20 protein-coding genes are annotated in these 20520 nt (G+C 62.1%); 4 read left to right on the top strand and 16 right to left on the bottom strand.

Annotated elements, in window-relative coordinates; genetic code table 11:
• The 4 genes from NA8A_RS14745 to NA8A_RS14730 form a co-directional block, all read right to left on the bottom strand.
• The coding region (locus tag NA8A_RS14745; RefSeq protein ID WP_009451127.1) for a biotin/lipoyl-containing protein at positions 1-416 on the bottom strand (416 nt) is incomplete at its 3' end.
• Between the two features lies 1 nt (position 417).
• The gene (locus NA8A_RS14740; protein ID WP_009451126.1) at positions 418-1428 is read right to left on the bottom strand and encodes an alpha-ketoacid dehydrogenase subunit beta; all 1011 of its coding nucleotides are present in this window, start codon (positions 1426-1428) and stop codon (positions 418-420) included.
• Positions 1428-2465 (bottom strand): thiamine pyrophosphate-dependent dehydrogenase E1 component subunit alpha, encoded by a 1038-nt coding sequence (locus tag NA8A_RS14735; protein ID WP_009451125.1) that lies wholly within the window; start codon positions 2463-2465, stop codon positions 1428-1430. Before NA8A_RS14735 ends, NA8A_RS14740 begins: the two co-directional genes overlap by 1 nt.
• Before the next feature lie 2 nt (positions 2466-2467).
• Positions 2468-3796, bottom strand: coding sequence for an NAD(P)H-dependent oxidoreductase (locus tag NA8A_RS14730; RefSeq protein WP_009451124.1), 1329 nt, complete (start codon positions 3794-3796; stop codon positions 2468-2470).
• A gap of 341 nt (positions 3797-4137) precedes the next feature.
• On the opposite strand from NA8A_RS14730, the gene NA8A_RS14725 reads away from it, so the two are divergent.
• Positions 4138-4383 carry a hypothetical protein gene (locus NA8A_RS14725; RefSeq protein WP_009451123.1) on the top strand — a complete coding sequence of 82 codons (246 nt, stop codon included), beginning with the start codon at positions 4138-4140 and terminating at the stop codon, positions 4381-4383.
• 110 nt (positions 4384-4493) lie between these two features.
• Here NA8A_RS14725 and NA8A_RS14720 read toward each other — a convergent pair whose 3' ends face one another.
• Complete coding sequence (locus tag NA8A_RS14720; protein ID WP_081581956.1) at positions 4494-5369, bottom strand: lytic transglycosylase domain-containing protein; 876 nt, start codon at positions 5367-5369, stop codon at positions 4494-4496.
• Between the two features lie 341 nt (positions 5370-5710).
• On the opposite strand from NA8A_RS14720, the gene NA8A_RS14710 reads away from it, so the two are divergent.
• The gene (locus tag NA8A_RS14710) at positions 5711-7144 is read left to right on the top strand and encodes an OmpA family protein (RefSeq protein WP_009451119.1); all 1434 of its coding nucleotides are present in this window, start codon (positions 5711-5713) and stop codon (positions 7142-7144) included.
• Positions 7145-7256: 112 nt separating this feature from the next.
• The gene (locus NA8A_RS14705; RefSeq protein WP_009451117.1) at positions 7257-7793 is read left to right on the top strand and encodes a hypothetical protein; all 537 of its coding nucleotides are present in this window, start codon (positions 7257-7259) and stop codon (positions 7791-7793) included.
• Between the two features lie 9 nt (positions 7794-7802).
• On the opposite strand, the gene NA8A_RS14700 is transcribed toward NA8A_RS14705, so the two are convergent.
• From NA8A_RS14700 to NA8A_RS14650, 11 genes are all read right to left on the bottom strand, one after another.
• Positions 7803-8537 carry an SDR family NAD(P)-dependent oxidoreductase gene (locus NA8A_RS14700; protein WP_009451114.1) on the bottom strand — a complete coding sequence of 245 codons (735 nt, stop codon included), beginning with the start codon at positions 8535-8537 and terminating at the stop codon, positions 7803-7805.
• Complete coding sequence (locus NA8A_RS14695) at positions 8534-10435, bottom strand: TRAP transporter permease (protein ID WP_009451112.1); 1902 nt, start codon at positions 10433-10435, stop codon at positions 8534-8536. The genes NA8A_RS14700 and NA8A_RS14695 overlap by 4 nt, the downstream gene beginning before the upstream one ends.
• A 111-nt stretch (positions 10436-10546) precedes the next feature.
• Positions 10547-11509 (bottom strand): TAXI family TRAP transporter solute-binding subunit, encoded by a 963-nt coding sequence (locus NA8A_RS14690; RefSeq protein WP_009451111.1) that lies wholly within the window; start codon positions 11507-11509, stop codon positions 10547-10549.
• 50 nt (positions 11510-11559) lie between these two features.
• Positions 11560-12237, bottom strand: a complete 678-nt coding sequence (locus NA8A_RS14685; protein WP_009451110.1) for a GntR family transcriptional regulator — start codon at positions 12235-12237, stop codon at positions 11560-11562.
• Between the two features lie 57 nt (positions 12238-12294).
• Positions 12295-13062: an aspartate/glutamate racemase family protein gene (locus NA8A_RS14680; protein WP_009451109.1), complete on the bottom strand. Its 768-nt coding sequence runs from the start codon at positions 13060-13062 to the stop codon at positions 12295-12297.
• Positions 13062-14315 carry an NAD(P)/FAD-dependent oxidoreductase gene (locus NA8A_RS14675; RefSeq protein ID WP_009451108.1) on the bottom strand — a complete coding sequence of 418 codons (1254 nt, stop codon included), beginning with the start codon at positions 14313-14315 and terminating at the stop codon, positions 13062-13064. The genes NA8A_RS14680 and NA8A_RS14675 overlap by 1 nt, the downstream gene beginning before the upstream one ends.
• Positions 14312-15982 carry a thiamine pyrophosphate-binding protein gene (locus NA8A_RS14670; RefSeq protein ID WP_009451107.1) on the bottom strand — a complete coding sequence of 557 codons (1671 nt, stop codon included), beginning with the start codon at positions 15980-15982 and terminating at the stop codon, positions 14312-14314. The genes NA8A_RS14675 and NA8A_RS14670 overlap by 4 nt, the downstream gene beginning before the upstream one ends.
• On the bottom strand, positions 15982-17217 hold the full coding sequence (locus tag NA8A_RS14665) for a pyridoxal phosphate-dependent aminotransferase (protein ID WP_009451106.1): 1236 nt from the start codon (positions 17215-17217) through the stop codon (positions 15982-15984). Before NA8A_RS14665 ends, NA8A_RS14670 begins: the two co-directional genes overlap by 1 nt.
• Positions 17218-17227: 10 nt before the next feature.
• Complete coding sequence (locus NA8A_RS14660; RefSeq protein ID WP_009451105.1) at positions 17228-17596, bottom strand: RidA family protein; 369 nt, start codon at positions 17594-17596, stop codon at positions 17228-17230.
• Between the two features lie 31 nt (positions 17597-17627).
• Positions 17628-18554: an NAD(P)-dependent oxidoreductase gene (locus NA8A_RS14655; RefSeq protein WP_009451104.1), complete on the bottom strand. Its 927-nt coding sequence runs from the start codon at positions 18552-18554 to the stop codon at positions 17628-17630.
• Between the two features lie 117 nt (positions 18555-18671).
• The gene (locus tag NA8A_RS14650) at positions 18672-19793 is read right to left on the bottom strand and encodes an enolase C-terminal domain-like protein (protein ID WP_009451103.1); all 1122 of its coding nucleotides are present in this window, start codon (positions 19791-19793) and stop codon (positions 18672-18674) included.
• 272 nt (positions 19794-20065) lie between these two features.
• Here NA8A_RS14650 and NA8A_RS14645 point away from each other — a divergent pair, with 272 nt between their 5' ends.
• The gene (locus NA8A_RS14645) at positions 20066-20482 is read left to right on the top strand and encodes a DUF983 domain-containing protein (protein WP_009451102.1); all 417 of its coding nucleotides are present in this window, start codon (positions 20066-20068) and stop codon (positions 20480-20482) included.
• Positions 20483-20520 lie beyond the last annotated feature (38 nt).

Genomic DNA, 20520 nt, shown 5'->3' with positions numbered 1-20520 from the left:
AGGCGACGCGCAAGCGGAGAGGCCCGCACGCCATCGCTGGACACGACTGCAGCCGGCTTCGCCGCGGCAGGCGCCGGCTCGGCTTCCACCTTGGCAGGAGCAGCGGCTGCCGGCGCGACAGGCTTCTCGGCCCCGGCGGGTGCGGCAGCTGCTGCCGGCGCATCCGAAGCCGCCTCACCTTCCTCGTAGATCCAGGCCACAGCCTGTCCAACGGGAATGTCGACGCCTTCCTTGCCGGTGATGTTGCGCACGATGCCGCTCGCCGGAGCATCGATCTCCATCGCCGCCTTGTCGGTCTCGATCTCGAACAGGAGATCGCCCTTTTTCACGGTGTCGCCTTCTCCAACCGCCCAGGAGGAGATGCGGCCGGTCGACATGTCCATATCGACCTTCGGCAGAATGACCTCGACCGGCATATCAGCGCGCTCCCTTGGCCAGGTCGCGGGCCGCCTTGACGATGCCGTCCACCTGCGGAACCGTGGCCTTTTCCAGCTCGGGGTTATAGGGGATCGGCGTCTCCGCGCCGCCCAGCCGCACGATCGGTGCGTCGAGATAGTCGAACGCCTCGCTTTCGGCGATCATGGCGGAGATTTCCGCGCCCACACCCAGCGTCTTCACACCCTCGTAGACGCACATCAGCCGCGAGGTCTTGCGAACGCTCTCGATAATGGTCTCACGGTCCATCGGGCGCACCGTGCGCAGGTCCACGACCTCGACGTCGATGCCTTCGGCCGCCAGCTGCTCGGCGGCATCCAGCGCCTTGTGCACCATGATGGAGGTGGCGACGATGGTGAGGTCGGCACCCTGACGGCGCACTTCGGCCTTGCCGATGGGCACCGTATAATAGCCTTCGGGAACCTCGCCCTTCATTTTGTAGAGGAGCTTGTGCTCGAAGATCATCACGGGATCGGGATCTTCCACCGCGGCAAGCAGCATGCCCTTGACGTCATGCGGCGTTGCCGGCTGGATGACCTTCAGGCCGGGAACATGACCGAGCCATGCCTCGAGGCTCTGGCTGTGCTGTGCCGCCGCGCCCGTGCCGGAACCGGCCGGAAAGCGCATGACGACCGGAACGGAAACCGCACCGCCCAGCATGTAGCGCATCTTTGCCGCCTGGTTGACGATCTGCTCCATCGCCAGAGTGGCGAAATCGGAGAATTGGAACTCGAAGATCGGACGCGTTCCCGTCACGGCCGCCCCGACGGCAACGCCCGCACCGCCAAGCTCGGAGATCGGCGTGTCCATAACGCGGTCGGTGCCAAAGCGCTCGACCAGATCGCCGGTGACCTGGAAGGCGCCGCCATAGACGCCGATGTCCTCACCCATCAGGAAAACGCGCTCATCGCGCTCCATGGCGATGGCCATCGCCTCCTGGATGGCCTGCGCGTAGCTCAGTTCGCGCGAAGCTGTCTCGACCTGCGCATCCATTACGCCTGCTCCGTGTACACGTATTTCTCAAGATTGGCGACGTCGGGCATCGGGCTCTCCTTGGCGAACTCGATCCCTGCGGCGATCTCCTTGGCGACATCCTCGCGAATGGCTTCGATACCGGCGAGATCGATCACGCCGAACTCCTGAAGCTCTTCCTCGAAATGTTCGATCGGGTCGCGCTGCGTCATCCACTCCTCGATCTCTTCCTTCGTGCGATAGCGGTTGCGATCGCTCTTCGAGTGGCCGCGATAGCGGTAGGTCTTGCACTCGATCAGGCTCGGACCTTCACCGTTGCGGGCGCGCTCGATGGCGCGGTGCGCTGCGGCAGCCACGTCGGCAACCGAATTGCCGTCGACGATTTCGCCCGGCATAGCATAGGCCGCTGCACGGTCGGCGATGTTCTTCACCGCCGTTGCGCGGGCAACCGAGGTCGACATGCCGTAGCCATTGTTCTCGCAGACGAAGACCACCGGCAGCTTCCAGATGGAAGCCATGTTGAGCGCTTCGTGGAAAGCACCTTCATTATTGGCCCCGTCGCCGAAGAAGGAGACGACGACCTTGCCGTTCTTCATCTTCTTGGCCGTCAGCGCCGCACCGACCGCAATCGGAATGCCACCCGCCACGATGCCGTTTGCACCCAGATTGCCCTTGGTCACATCGGCAATATGCATGGAACCGCCGCGACCTCGGCAATAGCCCGTGGTCTTGCCGAAGAACTCGGCAAACATGCGCGATACATCCGCACCTTTGGCGATGGAATGGCCATGGCCGCGGTGGGTGGAGGTGATCTGATCGTCATCCGTCAACCCGAGGCAGATGCCCATGGCCGATGCTTCCTGACCGATGGAAAGATGCATCGTGCCGTGGATGAGGCCGCGCATATAGCTTTCCTCGGCGCCCTCTTCGAACCGGCGGATCAGATACATCTTGCGCAACGCGCCGCGCAGCGTCTCGTGATCGTAATGCTGATATAAGAAGGGCAGGTTGGCGCCGTCCTTCTTTGCCGCGGCGCCTGTCTTGGCTTTGCCGGCCATCTTTATGCTCCTGTCGTACCGTAAACGAGCTTGTCCTGCCGGGCGCGGAGTTCCGCGATCTTGGAACCGGCGGGCGGTGCTGCGTTGTCGAAAGTGATGAGTTCGCCCTTCTTGACGGGCTTGCTGACCGTGCCGCCCTGCAGCAGACCACAGGGGATAGCCTTCGCCGCCCGCGCTTCCGGCGCGGTCATGATCCAGGCGCGGTAGCAATATTCACCGATGGCATCGAGCTTGTCGCCCGGCTGCAGATCCTTCTTCGCCACGGCGCAGACCTCAGCCACCGGCTTGTCGAGCGGCACCATGTCCGCCTTGCCATAAAGCACCACGCGGGCGCAGGTCAGCGGAACCTCGAGCGAGGTCAGATGATAGGGGCGATGGAACGTGAAGTACGGACCCTTGCCCATCTTCAGGTCTTCCATGCGCTCCGAGATGCGCGGATGCGACATGTCGGCCACGACGAACACGCCCGGCGCCACGCCCTTGCCGATGGAGTAATCGACAACGCCGACACGCGACAGGACACCGCCATCCTTCTCGGGAATGAGAACGGAGGAAAGCTGGTCCAGCGTCGCTGCCGGACCGTGCATGCCCGGCTTGTCGGGAACGAGACCGGTTGCGTTGGCGATTGCCGCCATCTCGACCATGGTCTTGGACCCGTCGACGAACTCGACCAGCATCCGGACATTCATGTTCCGACGCTTGGCTTCTTCCATATAGTCGTCTGGAATGGCATCGATATTGAGCGGGTTGTTCTTGCCCTTGCCGGCAGCCACGATCGGATGCCCCATGGCTGAAACGAACTCGATCAACTCCATGCAGGAAGAGGGCTCATCGCCCGCACCCAGCGAATAGGTAACGCCCAGGCGCTCGGCTTCGCTCTTCAGATAGGCCCCGATGGTCACGTCCGCCTCGACATTCATCATGACGAGGTGCTTGCCGTGTTCCATGGCCCTGAGCCCGATCTCGGCACCGACGGCCGGGACACCGGTCGCATCGATCACCACATCGATCAGCTCATTGTTGATCAGAAGATCGGCGTCGTTGGTGACGGCAACCTTGCCGCTCTCCATGGCCGCGGTCATGGCGGACTGGCTGTCCGCCTCCTTGGCATGGCCTTTTTCCTGATAGGCAATATCCACGGCGCGGCTGGCCGCGGGCAGGTTCAGCTCCGAAATGGCGCCGATCTCGATGCCCGGCATATGGGCCACGCGGGTGACGATATCGGTTCCCATTTCACCGGAACCGACGAGGCCGATGCGAATCGGCTTACCGGATTTGGCGCGGTCTTCGAGATCCCGGGCCAGACCCGTAAGTGCAACATTGGTAGGCATTTTCGCCATTCTCCCAGATGGACGTTTCCTCGATCAGAGGCTTATTGAACATATGTTTCAGTGTCAATACGAATGTCCAAAAAGGGGCGATTCAACGCACCTCGGATTTCAAGCGTCATTTGCCCCGACATTCGCAATGTCGCGACCTGCCCTCACGCTCAGGGGAGATCGTAACATTCCAGCATTCTTGAACGCTCTGTTTCAAATTCCCGATCTAACCGGGAAGAACCCCAGCTCCTAGATATCCGACACAGCCAAGGTTCAGTGTCAGGCTGTAACTTGATGTACTGCTTGGCATATTTCGCTGAGAGTACAAGCATAATATATATGGAGTATTGGAAATGAAGTCTGTTATTTATGCGATTGCTCTTTCGTCGCTGGTTGCTGCCCCTGCTTTCGCCATCGAGCCCATCAAGGGAAGCATCACTTACGATGCTCCGCATGCTCAGGCTCTTGCAAAGAGCCCCGTGGGTTCCGTGATCCAGCACAGCTTTACCTCGAACGGTACCGATTACCTCGAGCTCTATGTGGTGGGTGCGAACGGCCAGCCGGAGCTGGTAAGCCGCAGCGCTTCCAACGCCAGCTGATTTCACGAACCGACCAGCCGCTTTTTCAGACTGGCCACCGGATTTTCAGACCGGATTATCATCAGGCCCGGGGCTCGGTCCCGGGCCTTTTTCAGTGCGCGGAGCCAGGGTCACCGGTTGCGCTGCACGATGCAGGGCACTCCGCCCTTGTAGAGCCGCTCGCAAAGACGGCCCGCCTCTTCCCTGCTCTTCGCCCCGATCCGCACCGCATAGATGCCGCGCCAACCGCGCGGCGAGCGAACCCGGCTGACGACGGGCTCGTGGCCGGCAAGCAAAGCCGCGTTGCGTCGCTTGGCCTGCTGCCAGAGCCGAATGGCCACGTCGCGCCGAAAATGCCCGGCAACCTGCACGCCCCAGGGCTGGGACGGCACACTTGCCATCGCGATCACGGCCCGCGCTGTCACCGGCAATTGCTGGCAGGCTTCCTTGAAGGACTTGTCAGCATCGAGCGGCGCAATACGCGGTCGATGCTCCCTGTCGGAAAAATTATCGACCGGCTCCCCGAAGATGGAGAGCACGTAATTTTCCGTTTCGAGGGGCAGAAATCCGCCGGCGCCGAGCCATCGTGCGATACGGTTTTCCCCCGCATTATAGGCAGCGGCAGCCAGCCCGAGATTGCCGAACTTCCGCTCCAGTTCCGAAAGATAGGCGGCAGCGGCCGGAATGGCCTGCTCGATATCGAAGGCGTCCTGAAGTCCCCGAAGCGACGCCGTGCCCGGCATGAATTGCGCTACGCCTTCCGCACCCTTGGGGCTGACCGCATTCGGATTGAAACGGCTTTCCTTCCATAGAAGCCGTGCCAAAAAAGGCGCTTCCAGCCCCTGCTTGCCGGCATGCGTTTCGATCAGGCTGCAAATGGAAGTGATCAGCGACTGCGGCTCGATCTTTTCCACCTCCCCTTCGGCGGACAACGCCACGGCCGGGAAAAGCGCAAGGGCAAGCACGGCAGCAATGCTTCTTCGCCATTCCGATCGCTTCAAAATCATATATGCCCTCGATATCCGCCCCCGATATCCGAGCATCATATGCCAATTGCTACATCGGAGAAATGACGGTGCGCTCAGCGAGCGCAACCAGCCGATGCGGCAGATCGCTCCCGGTTTTCGCTTTTTCAACAACCTAATTGCACAACAAACGATTGGCAGCAAAAGCCTTCCAGATTACACGCTTCACGTGCATCTTCCTGATCTTTAAGCAACAAATGCAGCTGGCAACGATAGCCGCATTCCGTCTTTGATCGTTTGGCCGCATCTGGCGCCCGATAGCTTCTTTTCTTCGCGCATGGGCCGGTTTATTGAGGGTTTTCGCTAGGTTAGGCAGGCAGGATATGCGGGCAATTCTGGGTGTTGTGGTGCTGTCTCTCGGCACCGTCGGTTTGGGCTATTGGGCGCAAGGCCACAATGCCGTACGCATGGAGACCATGATTGGCGAAGGGGCTGCCCAAGCCGTTGGGGAAACCGTGCATCCCCTGGAGATCGGGGTATCGGGACGCGACATTCATGTTTCCGGTGTCGCCGACAACACCGGCGAGAAGGAGCATATTCTGGCAGCGCTCGACGCTGTTGAAGGACGCCGCGTGGTCACGGAAAATCTGCGCGTTCTTGAGAAGGTCTCCCCCTTCACGACACAGGTCACGAAAGAGAGCCCCGATGCGCCGCTTGCCCTCGGCGGATATGTGCCAAGCGAAAGCGCCAGAGCGGCATTGGGCATCGCGAATGGCGCCGGTTCGCTGCAGCTTGCATCGGGCGCCCCGGAAAACTGGGAACAACTGGCGCGTGCCGGGGTCGAGGTGCTCGGCTTTCTCAGGAAGGGGCAGATGACCCTCGCGGACGGCAAGCTGACCATCGTCGGCGAAGCAGCAAGCGCTGAAGATTATGCGATGGCGGAAAAAGCACTTTCGCAATTGCCTGCGGAGATGGTGACGCAGATGATCCTGAAGCCGGACAGAGGACAACCCGCCGGTTGGCATCTGGAATATGACGCGGCAACTGGCGCGACCGTCTCGGGCGCATTGCCAGCCGGAATGAACGCCGAGGCGCTCGCCGGGGCGCTGGGTCTGGACGGCATCGCCGGAACGCCGACACAGATAGACGAGAGCGGAGCGGAAGACATGAACTTCCTTGCAACGCTCCGCGGCTGGCTCGACCGCGTCGAACGCCTCACGCTCGATGTCTCTCCGGAAATGCGTGAAGCCAGGATTGAGGTGCAGGGCGATGTCGACGCAGATATGCTGAAGAAGGAGCTCGCCGGAAGCGGTCTTGCCACCGAGGTTTCCGTCGTAACGCCCGAGGGCTCGAATGGCGCGACGCGGGTCAACGCGGCAAGCCGCATGACCCAGCGTTATATGGGTGGCTTCTGGCTTGCGCTGCCGGAAATCCGCACCGACCGCGCCGGATGCCAGGCTGCAGCCGATGACGTGCTCGACCGTATCTCCATCAACTTCGTCACCGCGTCCGACAAGCTCGACACCGGCGCGGTAAGAGCAATCAACGAGCTTGCGCGCTTCATGGTGCAATGTTCGGAAGAAACTGGATTGAAGGCCGAAATCGGCGGGCACACCGACAATGTCGGAGACGAGGCAGCCAATCTCGATCTGAGCCAGCGGCGTGCCACAGCAGTGGGCCGGGAATTGATCGTGCGCGGTGTCGCCGCGGATCGACTGAACATGCGCGGCTATGGCATGTCGAAGCCCATTGCCGACAACGGCACCGAACAGGGACGCGCAAAAAACCGCCGCACCACGGTCACCTGGACTGATTGAGATAAACCACATGCGAATGCGGGTCGGCGAAGCGGCTTCTCGACCCGCAGCCAAACCGAACACAGGCAGTCGCGGCGGCCCGATGGCGCAGCCGCAATAAGGGATTGATAGGATGTTTCAGAACTGGGGTTTTCTGCTTTCGGAGATTTGGGGGCTTCTGCTTCTGGCTGCCTTGCTCGGCCTGTTTGCTGGCTGGTTGATCTGGGCGCGGCAACGCACCGAGGTGATTACGGACCAGTCGGAAACCGAACGGCTCCGCGCGGAACTCGAGGCCTGCGGCAAGCAGGGCCAGAAGCTTTCCGAGCGGGTCGCCGAACTGGAAAGTGCGCTGGCCGAAAAGGAGATGTCGGAGCCCGCTCCGCTTGCTGCCCCTGTCGAAATGTCCCGTCCGGCATCGCTGAAAGCCCCACGTTCGGGCAAGCCAGACGATCTGAAGCTCATCAAGGGTGTCGGGCCAGTGCTTGAGGAACTGTGCCACAAGCTCGGCTATTTCCACTTCGATCAGATCGCGGAATGGACCGCCTCCGAAATCGCCTGGGTCGACGAGAACCTCGAAGGCTTCAAGGGCCGCGTCACCCGCGACGAGTGGGTGATCCAGGCACGCGACCTGGCGGCAGGCAAGCCATCGCGCCTGAGCAGCGCGAACTGAGCGGCCGCTTCAAAGGGTAAGCCCGCCATCGACATGAATGCTTTGCCCGGTGATATAGCCCGCCTCCCGTGAGAGCAGGAAGGCGATCACCGCGGCAACTTCATTCGCATCGCCGAAGCGACCGGCTGGAATGGCGGACCGGAGTTCTGCCCACTCGTCTTCGGTCAGCGAGGAATGTGCGCCTTTCGGCTTCGCGATGAGGCCGGGCACCACCGCATTGCAGGTGATCCCGTAAGGAGCGGCTTCCGCGGCCAGTGTTCGGATCTGCGCTTCCAGCGCCGCCTTTGCCGGCGCTGTTGCGGGAAAGCGGACCTGGCGCGTCCGATGCGCCCCGAAAGCGGAGATGCAGACAATCCGGCCATGCCCCTTCGCGAGATACGGAAGGCAGCAGCGCGCCGCACGGTGGAACGCCACCGGCATGGCCAGAAGCGCCGCCAACAAATCCTTTTCTGAAGCCCCCTCATAGGTCGAACGTCGTGCATATCCGGCGGCAAACACGAGCGCATCGAGCGGTGCTGAGCCTTCGAAGGCATTTCTGAGACCGTTCATGGTTTCTTCCTCGGCAAGATCGCCGAGGAAAGTCCTGGTTTCAGCGCCCGCCTCCACGCAATCCCGCGAGACCGCGTCGAGCGAGGCAGCCCTGCTTCCCGTATGAAGGATCAGGCGTTGGCCCGGGCCGGCAAGGCGGCGCGCCAGGGCGGCGCCAATGCCAGCCCCGGCTCCCAATATGGCGACCTGGGTCAACGGCTTGCCTCCTCCGGTTTTCCAGGCACGGGCGCCTGCCAGAACCTTGGCACAGCGACGAGCAGGGCAAGAAGCACCGCCAATCCGCCGATCCGTACCGCCATATCCAGATTGTGGCTGAGTGCGATCGAAGCACCCCCCACGCATGCCACGACCCGCAGCGGGAGGACGAGCCGGTCTCGCAGATAGCCCGTAAAGCCGGCAGCAATGGCAATAAGCGATCCGATGACAAGAATTCCCTGTCCGATCGTGTCGCTGATCGTCCCGGTCATCAGCAGGCCGGGTGAGAAGAGGAAGGAAAAGGCGACGATGAAGCCCGCGACAGCCATTCGGATCGCATGCACGCCCGTTGCCAGAGGCGATCCTCCCGAAATCGATGCCGCAGCATAGGAGGCAATCGACACCGGTGGCGTCGCATCCGCCAGAATGGCGAAGTAGAACACGAAGAGGTGCGCCGAGAGCGTCGGAACGCCGAACTCCGCAGTCAAAATGGGGGTGCTGATCGACGCGGTGATCACATAGGCTGCGGTGGTGGGAAGCCCCATCCCCATCATCAGCGTGGTGAACATGATCAGGATGCCCGCCATCACGAGCGATCCGTGCGCCAGCGAGGTTATCAGGCCGCCGATGGAGATCACGAGGCCGGTCACCGTGAGGGCAGCGACGATCATGCCTGCCCCAAGACAGGCAAGCGCGACGATGACGGTGTTGAAACCCGCGCTGACCAGCATGTTCCAGATGATGGCTGGCGTCGGAAAGGTATGGCGTCGCAGGCAGGCGACAAGAACGGTGGCGATGATCGAGCCGAGCGCACTCATATGAGGGCTGAAGCGCATGGTGAGCATCACCACGAGCACGATGATCGGCAGCACCAGATGCGCATCGCGAAGCACATCGCGCCAGGTGGGGATATCCGCCTCGTCGAGCCCTTTGAGACCCTGCCGCTTCGCTGTCAGATGCACGGTGATGAGCAGCATCAGGAAGTAGCAGATAGCACCGAGCGCGGCCGCCTTGACGATCTCGATATAGGCGATGTTTGTGAATTCAGCCATCACGAAGGCGCCCGCACCCATGATGGGCGGCATGAGCTGGCCGCCGACGCTGGCAGCCGTCTCGACGCCGCCAGCGAAATTGGGGCGATAGCCGATCCGTTTCATCATGGGGATGGTGAAGGAACCCGTGGAGAAGACATTTGCCGTGGCCGAACCGGAGATCGATCCGAACAATGCGGATGTGATGACTGCCACCTTGCCGGGCCCGCCCACCTGCCGGCCCGCAATGCGCGAACCCAACGAGTTGAACAGACGCCCCAGGCCGAGCTGCTCGACAGCAGCCCCGAAGGCGATGAAAATCGCCACCATGCTGGTGGAAATTCCCGTCAGCGTTCCGAACATGCCCTGGTCGTTGCCCAGATACATGATGTCGATGATCTCGGAATACGGCATGTTCCGATAGTTCATCATGCCCGGCCAATATTCCGAGGTGAAGAGATAGAGAAAGGCCAGCAGGATCATGTAGGTCAGGACGGGCGTCACCGCACGACGGATGGCCTCCAGTGCGACCACGATCATCAGGCCGCCGAGGATCAGTTCCTTGGTCTCGACCGGTGAGACGCCCTCCAGCCGCATGTTGAAATCGAACGCGTTCCAATAGGAGTTGAAACAGGCAACGAGCGCGATCGTCATCATCCCGATGTCGAGCAGTGTGGGATCGCGATCGCGCCCCGATGCCCGTGCAGGATAAAGCAGGAAGGCGAGCGACAGAAAGAAGAACAGGTGAAGCGAGCGCTGCTCACGCGGCGGCAGAAAGCCGATCCACGCCGTATAAAGCTGGAAAATCGTGCCGAGCGCGGCCCAAACCGCGACGACAAGGCTCCAGTGTCTGGTCAGCTTGCGCATGTGACACTCCTGGCCAGGCGTTGTCCGGAAGGTGAGGCCTGCCGCCATGGCAGGCCAATGATTTCAGAATGAGAGAGCGGGCAGGCACTGGCCTGCCCGCCATCGCAGGGCTTACATGAAGCCCCGCTCCTTCAGGTATTTTTCAACACCGGGATGAAGCGGTGCAGGCTTCGTGCCGGCAGCCGTCGCACAATCGAACACGGCAATGGAGGCATGAATGGCCGCAAGCCCTTCCGGCTTTTCGCAGAAGGTCTTGATCATCTGATAAGCCACGTCCTCCGAAAGATCGGAGCTTGCCATCAGCGCCGTTGCCATGATCAGTGTCGGCACATCGCTGTCCTGTCCGGGATAGGTCCCGGCTGCCAGCGTCTTGTGCCCATAGCCGAATTTCTCGCCCATTGCCGTAAGTGTCGCCTCCGGGAAGGGCATGATCGTCGCCGGACGTGCCTGCATGCCTTCCACGATGGCTGCACCGGGAATACCCAGCGCATTGAACACGTAATCGACAATACCGTCGCCGAACTGGCTTGCAGCGGTCGAGTATTCGACGAGATTCAGCTTCCAGCCGCGGCTTTTCAGGTCGTCATAGGACGTGCCGTAATGTTCCATCAGATAGCGGAAGGTCTGCTCGTCGGAGGAACCCACCTTCGTCACAGCGATGGAGATGTCCTTGCCTTCCTTGAACAGCGTGTCCATGTCCTGGATCGGCGCATTCTTGGCCACAACCATATGCAGGTAGATGTCGGAGAAGGACATGCCGATAAGGCGCAATTTGTCGTGCGGCTTGCCCTCATAGATGCCGGTGCCGTCATAGGCAGCCTTCAGAAAGATATCGAGGCCGGTGCCGATCTGGCTTGTACCGTTCTGCACCTTCGTGGGGTTGGCCGTGCCGCCGCCGGGCACCACGCGAATGGTGACGTTGGGATCGCTTTCATGCACCATCGCGGCCATGCCGGATGCCTGGCCGAACCAGCCGCCGCCAACCTGGCCGGCAGTCCATTCGATGGTCTGGGCGCCCGCCGTTGCGGTGAGGCCGAAGCCTAAGAAGAGTCCGAGGAAGGTCGTTCTTATCATGATTGCCTCTCTGAAGGTTGTGGACCGGGCCTCCGGTCCCGGGGGTTTGGCTATCCGCCCTCTTCCGCGAAATGCTTCGTATGCACGTGAGCATAGGCCTGCCTGATCGCCGTGAGGATCTCATCGTTGCGATGCAGGATGTGTTCCCGCATCAATCTTTCCGCCGACGCTGCATCGCGTGCGCGAAGCCGGTCGAGAATGCTGCGATGCTCGCTTTGGGTATTGTCGCGTTTGCCTTCCATCGCGATCCATCGGATCAGATGGATACGGTCGTTTAGATTCTTGAGAATGCGCAGCAATTCGGTGTTCTTGGCCAAAAGCGCGATACCTTCGTGAAACCGGCAGTCGAGTTCCACGAGCCGGTCGATGGAAGCATCGGGAGATTCACGCACCGACCCGTCGAGAAACACGGCCATCGCTTCCAGCTCGTCGTCGCTGGCCCTCTGGCAAGCGAGCCGTACAATCGAGGCCTCGACCTCTATCCGTGCTTCGAACAACGCGCGGACATCGGCCGGGTTGAGCCCTGGCACCTGAAAACTGCGCCCGGCGCGGCGCAATATGCCTTCGGCGGTGAGCCTGTTCAGCGCCTCGCGCAGGGGCGTGCGGCTGATGGACATCTGGTCCGCAAGCTCGACTTCGTTGAGCTTCTGGTCCGGAACCAGGTCGAAGGTCAGAACTCTTTTGCGCAGGGCCTCATAGGCCAATGCGGATGTTGTTTGTGTTTCCATGCGATCCTTCCTCGGTTGGATGTCTGCGGTCATTACCACATCGGCACACATCCGAGATCAGAAGGTTTGGGGCCGCAGCCCCGCGTGAAACCAGGTCACCAGCGAATAGATGTCGTAGACGGGACGCCCGGTCGCTTCCCGCACGGCTGCCGCATAGGGCGGCATATTGGTGCATTCCAGAACGATGGCTCCCACTTCGGGATGCGCCGCGACAAGCTCGCACGCAGCGCCGACCACATCCTGACAGGCAAGGGCCAGATCGAGATCGGTCTTCTCTGCCTTGATCAGCGTGCGGAAGAATTCGACCCCGTTTTCGGTCCCGCGCACCGGCGTATCGGCCGGTACACCGATGGCCGAAAGATGCGCGGGTGTCAGACCTGAGGAGTTCACGGTGACGATACCGACCCGCTGTCCAGGCGGAAGCGTGGCCTGCACCCACGGCACCTGCATCATGGATGACGTGGCAACCGGAACCTTCACCGCTTCTGCCAGTTCCCGCTGGTAGATGGAGAGGAAGCCGCAATTTGTCGTCAGCGCCTCGGCTCCCAGATCAACGAGATCGCGGGCCGCTTCGATGAACGCGTCGAGAAGCCCTTCAGCGGCATTGCACACGACGCGATCCGGGCTCGCCCCGCGCACCACCCGATAGAGCACGGGAAAAGGCCAGGTCTGGCCATTGCCCATATCGCCGGGCACCCTTGGAAAACGCGCTTCGAGCATCAGGATGCCGAGTGGCGCGCCGTAGAGCGATTTACCGCCACGCGCGATATTGGTCCCCGGCGAACCGAATGGATTTGTCTGGCACGGTTTTGTCTGGTCTGGCATCAGGAAAACCTTTGCGCGCTGAAGGGAGTGAGATCGATTTCCGGCGCCTCGCCGGTGGCCAGCTGTGCCGCAAGCCGCCCGGTGCGGGCCGAGCTGACGAGGCCGATATGGCCATGCCCGAAGGCATGCACCACACCAGCGACGCCCGAAGCGGCGCCAATGCAGGGAATGCCGTCCGGCGTGCTCGGGCGATGTCCCATCCAGAACCGGATCCGGCTCGTGTCGATGCCGGGGAACATGGCGACGAGGTGGCTTTTGAGAATTTCAGCGCGGCGCCAATCGGGCAGCGCCTCGATACCGCCGATTTCCACCTGGCCTGCGCAGCGCACCCCCTGCTCCAGCCTTGTGATCACGACCTTGCGGTCGCCCACCATGATTGGCGTCGTCGGCCCCGGTCCGTCGCCCTCGGCGATGGCGTGGTAACCGCGCTCGCTGTCGAGCGGAACCCGGTCGCCTGCCTTGGCCGCGAGCGGCCCCGACCGCACGCCCGCCGCGATGATGGCCGTTCCGCAGTCGATCTCGCCCTGGGTTGTGACAACTGCACCAAGCCGTCCGCCCGAATGTCGAAAGTCCAGTGCCCTGGCGGCAATCCGCCGCGCGCCTCTGGATTCCGCGTGTGCGACCAGCCCGGCGACATAGGCGCCGGGGTTACGGCAATGCCCGGCCTCGGGAACGAAGACGCCGAAGCGGTATTCGCGAGACAGGTCCGGCTGCCGTTCCGCTAGCGCCTCGCTCTCGATCTCTTCGAACACGATGCCCAGGTCGCGGCGGATACGCCAGCCCAGCGCCTCGGCCTCGAAGCCCGCGCGGTCGGTATAGACATGCATCAGGCCGCTTTTCGCATCGATCAGATGCGCGAGGCCCGCCTTCGCCGCGACTTCGGCATGCAGGGCAGGCGCATCGACCAAAAGGGTGCGCAACGCCCGCGCGATCGCCTCGACCTTAGCGGGCGTGGAAGCCGAACGCAGATAGCGCCACAACCACGGCAATGCGCGAGGCAAATAGGAAGGACGCACCGCCAGCGGCCCGAGCGGATCGCGCAGCCAGCGTGGAACCTGACGCCAAACGCCGGGCGAAGACGGCGGAATGACCGAATGGGAGGACAGCCAGGCGGCATTGCCATAGCTGGCCGCCTGCTCGCCTCCGGGCGGACCCGGATCCACCAGCGTGACGGTCAGGCCCCGGTCCAGCAGCTGGAGCGCCGTTTGCGCGCCGATCACCCCGGCGCCGATGATGACCGCGTCGGACCTCATGAAGCGGCCTCGGCGAGATGATCGCGCGCATGGGACTGCGCGCGCCGATCCAGGAAGCAATGCAGGATAGCAGCCTTGCCGGAAGCGCGCGCCCGCTCGAAGGCCGGCGCGAACTCGGCGGTGTTTCGCACGGTTTCGCCATGTCCGCCGCATGCCCGTGCCAGCGCCGCAAAATCGGGATTAACGAGTTCGGTCGCGCTGCGCCGGCCGGGATACTCGCGTTCCTGGTGCATGCGGATCGTGCCGAGCTGGGAATTGTCGATCACGACGACGATCGGCGCGATGCCATATTGGACGGCGGTGGCGAACTCCTGCCCGTTCATCTGGAAACAGCCGTCGCCGGCAACCGCGACAACGAGGCGCTCGGGGAACATGCGCTTCGCCATGACCGCGACGGGAACGCCGTACCCCATGGAACCCGAAGTGGGCGCAAGCTGCGTACCGAACGCGCGGTAGCGATAATGCCGCCCGAGCCAACCCGCATAGTTGCCCGCGCCATTGCACAGGATCGTGTCCTCAGGCAGTTCGCGCGCCATCCAGGCAAGCACCTCGCCATACTGGAAATCTCCCGGAAGCACCCGCGGCTCCCCCGACCAGCGCAGATAGGCCACATGCGCTTGCTCCGTCCCGCCGGCCCAGGGGCGATGCGCGGGAGGATCGAGCTCTTCCAGAACAGCGGCAAAGCTTACGGGCGACGCCTGGATCGCGAGATCGGGTTGATAGACGCGGCCCAGTTCCTCCGCTCCGGCATGAACATGGACGAGCTTCTGCTGCGTTTTCGGCACGCCGAGCAGCGTGTAGGAAAGCGATGGCATTTCCGACAGGCGCCCGCCGACGAGAAGGATGAGATCGGCGGCATCGACCCGCGCCTTCAATGCTGGATCGGGTCCAATGCCGAGGTCGCCGGCGTAACAGCGGTGCAGTGGCGGAAAGCGATCCGCCCGGCGGAAGGAGGTCGCCACAGGAAGATCGAACCGCTCGGCGAAATCGACGAGATCCTGACGCGCCTCCGGCGTCCAGCCCGAACCGCCGACAATGGCAATCGGTGCTTTGGCCTGACCAAGCATCGCTCCCAGCTGAACCATGGCTTGCGGATCGGGAGCCGCTCGCACCGGCTCGATGCGCGGAATGCCAATCGAGGGGCAGGGTTCGCTCAGAATGTTCTCCGGCAGGGCCAGCACCACCGGTCCTGGCCGCCCCTGCATGGCGACGCGGAACGCGCGCGCCACCATCTCGCTCATCCGCTCGGGATGATCGATCTCGGCAACCCATTTGGCGACCGAGCCGAACACCGCCCGATAATCCAGTTCCTGAAAGGCTTCGCGGCCCCGCATGCGATTGTCTATCTGCCCCACGAACAGGATCATCGGCGTGGAATCCTGCGCCGCGATATGAACGCCGGCAGCCGCATTGGTGGCGCCCGGTCCGCGGGTCACCATGCAGATGCCCGGCCGTCCGGTGAGCTTGCCTTCGGCTTCGGCCATCATCGCCGCACCGCCCTCATTGCGGCAGGTAAGGACATCGATATCCGTATCGACCAGCGCATCAAGCACGGCGAGATAGCTCTCCCCCGGAACACAGGTCACACGCTCGACGCCCTGCAGAACCAGCTGGTCGACCAGCGCCTCGGCAGCCGTGCGGGTGAGAGTAGGAAAGGATACATTCATCAGGCGAGTTCCCTTGCCGGCGCGACATCCGCCACGGCAGCGGCGATGCGGTCGCAAGCCATATCGAGTTCCGACTGCGCGGCGGCATATGAGATACGGAAATGGCCTGGCTGGCCGAAACAGCTTCCCGGAACCACGGCAACGTCGTGCTCCTCGAGCAGCCAGCGGGCGACCGTGCTATCGTTCTCAAGCACACGCCCGGAGGCCGTGCGGCCACCGATCAGCCCCGTGCAATCCGGAAACACATAGAACGCGCCTTCGGGTTTGCGGCAGGTGATCCCGGGACAATTGTCGAGCCGCTCGCTGATACGGTCACGGCGCGCCTGGAAGGCCGCCCGCCGCTCGGCCAGTATCTCTTGAGGCCCCTCGAGAGCGGCAATGGCCGCCGCCTGGCTTATCGAGCTCGGATTGGACGTCGATTGAGACTGCACCACGGCCATGGCCGCGATAAGCTCCGCCGGCCCCGCCCCGTAACCCAGCCTCCAGCCGGTCATGGCATAGGCTTTGGAAACGCCGTTGATGGTCAGGATGCGGTTGGCAAGGTCAGGTCGAAGTGCTGCCGCCGTCACAAAGGCGCGGTCGTCATAAAGCAGGTGCTCATAGATGTCGTCCATCATCAGCCAGACCTGCGGATGACGGGCGATCACGTCCAGTATGGCGCCGAGGCTCTCCGCATCATATGCACTGCCGGAAGGATTGGACGGGCTGTTGAGAAGCAGCCAGCGCGTCCGCGGCGTTATTGCGGCTTCAAGGTCCGCCGGATCGAGACGCAGTCCCGTTTCCGGGCGGCCGCGGACCGGAACCACTGCTCCGCCCGAAATCGCAACGATGTCCGCATAGCTCGTCCAGTAGGGTGCGGCCAGAATGACCTCATCGCCCGGATCGAGCGTCGCCATGAAGGCATTGTAGAGAATCTGCTTGGCGCCGGCGCCGACGGTCACTTCGTCGCGCCGGAACCGCAATCCGTTCTCGCGCTCGAACTTCCCGATGACGGCATCTTTCATTGCCGGCGTACCGTCGAGCGCGGTGTATTTCGTCTGGCCCGCGTCGATTGCCGCCTTGGCCGCCTCCTTCACCCATGAAGGCGTATCGAAATCCGGCTCGCCGGCCCCGAGCACGATGACCGGGCGCCCTTCGCTTTTCATGCGCCGGGCCGTTTCGCCGATGCGCAAAATCTCGGAAACCGCGATGGCCTGAATGCGCGCCGCGCGGCGGAACGATGTTTCACCCGTCATGCCCACCTCCTCAAGCCGCCGCGACCGCGATGATTTCAACACGGGCGCCCGGGACAGCCAGCTTGACCTCGCCGCAGCAACGCGCCGGCGTCTCCCCTGAAACCACCCAAGCATCGTAAACCGCATTGACCGCATCGAAATCGGCCATGTCGCTCAGCCAGATCTGCACGGAGAGCAGCCGTGAATTGTCGCTGCCCGCCTCGGCCAGCAGCCGGTCGATCCGCGCAAGGGCCTCGCGGGTCTGCTGCCCCGCATCCCCCGTCATGTCATCGCCGCACTGGCCGGCGAGATAGATCGTGTCGCCATGCACCACCACGCGCGAACGCCGATGGTTCTGGTCGATCCTGCGGATGGCTGTTCTTTCGGCAACAATGGTCATCGTTCTATGCTTTCCCGAAGAGGTTCCAGGTTCAGGCGGGCACCGTTGCAAGGCCGGAAACCCGCTTGTAGTGATCGAAAGCCATCAGGATCAGGTTGTCGTTTGCCTCCGCCGTGCGGAAAGCGGAGTGCGCACTGAGCACCGCGTTGGGCAGCGTCGTCAGCACGTGTCCGGCGGGCATCGGCTCGATATTGTAGACGTCGAGACCAGCAGCCCTGAGCTCGCCCGACTTGAGCCGGGCGATCATCGCGGCTTCATCGACGATGGCCCCACGCGCCGTGTTGACCAGGATGGAACCGGGCTTCATCTGCGCCAGGCGCTCCGCCGACAGGAAGCCGCGCGTTTCGTCCGTGAGAAGAAGATGGATCGACAGGACGTCGGATTGGCCCAGCACCTCCTCCAGCGACAGGAAATCGACGCCGGGATGGCTCTTCGGACTCCGGTTCCAGGCAACGACCTTCATGCCCGAGCCGCCGGCTATGCGCGCCACCTCGGCGGCGATCGACCCGAAGCCGATAAGCCCGAGGGTCTTTCCGGTAAGCTGCATGCCGTCGGTGCGCAGCCATTGGCCCTCACGCATGCCGCGATCCATAAGCGCGATGCCCTTTGCAGCGGTCCACATGAGCGAGATGGCGAACTCGGCCACCGCCGTGTCGCCGTACCCCTTGATGATATGAACCTCTATGCCGAGCTCCGCCTTCAGCGCATCGGGGTCCATATAGCTGCGCGGGCCGGTGCCAAGAAAGATGACATGCTTGAGCTTCGGGCACGCCCTGGCGATGTCCAGCGGCAGATGCGTGTGATCGATGATGATCGCTTCCGCATCGCCGATCACCGCTGGAAGCTGGTCCGGCGTTATGTCTGGCTGCAGGTTGATCTTCAAGGGCCAGCTTTCGTCGCGCAATCGCGTCGCGATCCCACCAAGCGTTTCATTGGCGTCGACGAACACGATCTGCATGGGCACTTCTCCTTATTTGTATTCTTATTTGTACACAATTATGAACTCATGAAAAGCCCTCTTCCAGCGCCTGCCTGTATTTTCAGGAAAGGCATTGAAAAAGTTCGACTTTCAGCCTCAGATCAAAAGATCCGAACGGTAGCGGGCAAGTTTCTCGGCGTCGGGCCGAACCCCGAGACCTGGGCCTTTGGGCACATGCACCAAGCCTCCCTTCACCGGGAAGGGGTCCTGCGCGATGTCATCGGCGGCGTAGTAGGTCGACATATAGAACTCGCAGCCGAGCCGCAGGTCGGGGACCGCCGCCATCAGTTGTGCGCCCGCCGCATGGGCAATCGATGTCTCGAACATGCAACCGCCATAGACTTCGATGCCCGCTGCTCGCGCTATGGCCGCAACCTCCAGCGCCCGGCGAATTCCGGCCGACTTCATGATCTTCAGTGAAAACACGTCGCTGAGCCGCATCTGCGCGCCAAGAAGAGCCTCTTTGGGGTCGAACACCGATTCATCGGCCATGATCGGCACGTCCACGCTACGCGTGATCGCCGCCAGCGCCTCGCGTTCATGTCGCTTGACGGGCTGCTCGACGAAGGTTGGCCGGAAAGGCTCCAGATCGCGCACATGGCGGATCGCATCGAACGCCGGCAGCCCCTGATTGTAATCGATCCGCAGATCGATCTCGTCGCCATAGACCGCCCGCAACTTCTCAAGCCGCATCAAATCGAAGCTGTGACCCGCAAAACCGGTCTTCAGCTTGAACAGGCGCACTCCATCCGCCCACATGGCTGCAATGTCTTCGAGGTCCTTGCCGAAATCGGGATTTGCCACCGAAAAGCTCAGAGGAATAGCCTCCCTGTGACGGCCGCCGACCAGTTCGGCAATCGACAGCCCGCAGATCTGGCCTGTCAGATCGAGGAGCGCACATTCCAGTGCGGCCTTTGCCTCGTGATGGCCGACAAGAATCTTCTCGACCGCGTTCATCAAAACTTCCACCTGAACCGGGTCGCGGCCGCGCAGATAAGGTGCGAAATACCCGTGCATGGCCGCCGCATTGGCCTCCACCGTACCGGTGAAAACCGGCCAGGGGGAGGCTTCGCCCCAACCGGTAAGCCCGGTATCGGTCACCAGTTCCAGAAGAACGGAGCGGATCGCCCCAACATCCCCCGACCCATGGGAATGAACGGTTCTCGTCGGAACGGTCACCAGATGCACGCGCACGGTTTCGATCTTGTGCTCGCTCATGAATTGCAGCGCCCCCAGATACGCCGATCAGCCACGGCTTCTTCATACATATTTGTATACAATACTGAATTCAAACAACCTTGCAAGGCCACATAAGCCCGATTGTTCGTCCAGACTCCAAGGGCCGGTAAGCTCTTCGACCTTCCGTTATTTGCTGGAACACGCGATTTCACGCGGCCTGCGCACGAGACCAAGACTTTTGGCCGCGTGATCAAATGACACATTGGAATCCGGGTGTGGCTTGTTCATTTCAGACGGGAAGGAGTTCAGCCATGTCCGAACAAATCTACGTCCCGACCGACAATCCGATGAAAACCGGCATCCTCGGCCGCTGCCCCAACTGCCAGGAAGGGCATCTTTTCAAGGGTTATCTCAAACTGGCTCCGAAATGCGAGGTTTGCGGTCTCGATTATTCTTTCGCAGACCCTGCCGACGGCCCGGCTTTTTTCGCGATGACCATCGCCGCCGTTCCGGCATTGGCTTTCGGCGTATGGTTTCAGACGCGCTTCGCTCTTCCCCTTTGGGTTCACGTTTTCACGACTGTTCCCCTGACGATCCTGAGCTGTCTTGCATTGCTGAGACCGCTGAAAGGCTGGCTGGTTTGCTCGCAATACTTCCACAAGGCCGAGGAAGGCAGCATAGATCTTGCCTATCACGCGGCGCGTGCCGGCAATAAGCCCGAGCAATAAACGCACCTCCGTCCACCAAGCTCACTTGGCATACGCCA

This window comes from Nitratireductor indicus C115, from assembly GCF_000300515.1.
Taxonomy (GTDB): domain Bacteria; phylum Pseudomonadota; class Alphaproteobacteria; order Rhizobiales; family Rhizobiaceae; genus Nitratireductor; species Nitratireductor indicus.
Note: the sequence above shows the minus strand (reverse complement) of the source record. Positions and strands in the feature narration are given on the sequence as shown.

Coding starts and splice junctions, on each gene's coding strand:
- NA8A_RS14690 (WP_009451111.1), bottom strand. CDS start 11,509: ATGATAAGAACGACCTTCCTCGGACTCTTCTTAGGCTTCGGCCTCACC.
- NA8A_RS14735 (WP_009451125.1), bottom strand. CDS start 2,465: ATGGCCGGCAAAGCCAAGACAGGCGCCGCGGCAAAGAAGGACGGCGCC.
- NA8A_RS14720 (WP_081581956.1), bottom strand. CDS start 5,369: ATGATTTTGAAGCGATCGGAATGGCGAAGAAGCATTGCTGCCGTGCTT.
- NA8A_RS14655 (WP_009451104.1), bottom strand. CDS start 18,554: ATGCAGATCGTGTTCGTCGACGCCAATGAAACGCTTGGTGGGATCGCG.
- NA8A_RS14725 (WP_009451123.1), top strand. CDS start 4,138: ATGAAGTCTGTTATTTATGCGATTGCTCTTTCGTCGCTGGTTGCTGCC.
- NA8A_RS14730 (WP_009451124.1), bottom strand. CDS start 3,796: ATGCCTACCAATGTTGCACTTACGGGTCTGGCCCGGGATCTCGAAGAC.
- NA8A_RS14740 (WP_009451126.1), bottom strand. CDS start 1,428: ATGGATGCGCAGGTCGAGACAGCTTCGCGCGAACTGAGCTACGCGCAG.
- NA8A_RS14680 (WP_009451109.1), bottom strand. CDS start 13,062: ATGCCAGACCAGACAAAACCGTGCCAGACAAATCCATTCGGTTCGCCG.
- NA8A_RS14650 (WP_009451103.1), bottom strand. CDS start 19,793: ATGAGCGAGCACAAGATCGAAACCGTGCGCGTGCATCTGGTGACCGTT.
- NA8A_RS14675 (WP_009451108.1), bottom strand. CDS start 14,315: ATGAGGTCCGACGCGGTCATCATCGGCGCCGGGGTGATCGGCGCGCAA.
- NA8A_RS14665 (WP_009451106.1), bottom strand. CDS start 17,217: ATGACGGGTGAAACATCGTTCCGCCGCGCGGCGCGCATTCAGGCCATC.
- NA8A_RS14705 (WP_009451117.1), top strand. CDS start 7,257: ATGTTTCAGAACTGGGGTTTTCTGCTTTCGGAGATTTGGGGGCTTCTG.
- NA8A_RS14670 (WP_009451107.1), bottom strand. CDS start 15,982: ATGAATGTATCCTTTCCTACTCTCACCCGCACGGCTGCCGAGGCGCTG.
- NA8A_RS14660 (WP_009451105.1), bottom strand. CDS start 17,596: ATGACCATTGTTGCCGAAAGAACAGCCATCCGCAGGATCGACCAGAAC.
- NA8A_RS14695 (WP_009451112.1), bottom strand. CDS start 10,435: ATGCGCAAGCTGACCAGACACTGGAGCCTTGTCGTCGCGGTTTGGGCC.
- NA8A_RS14685 (WP_009451110.1), bottom strand. CDS start 12,237: ATGGAAACACAAACAACATCCGCATTGGCCTATGAGGCCCTGCGCAAA.
- NA8A_RS14645 (WP_009451102.1), top strand. CDS start 20,066: ATGTCCGAACAAATCTACGTCCCGACCGACAATCCGATGAAAACCGGC.
- NA8A_RS14710 (WP_009451119.1), top strand. CDS start 5,711: ATGCGGGCAATTCTGGGTGTTGTGGTGCTGTCTCTCGGCACCGTCGGT.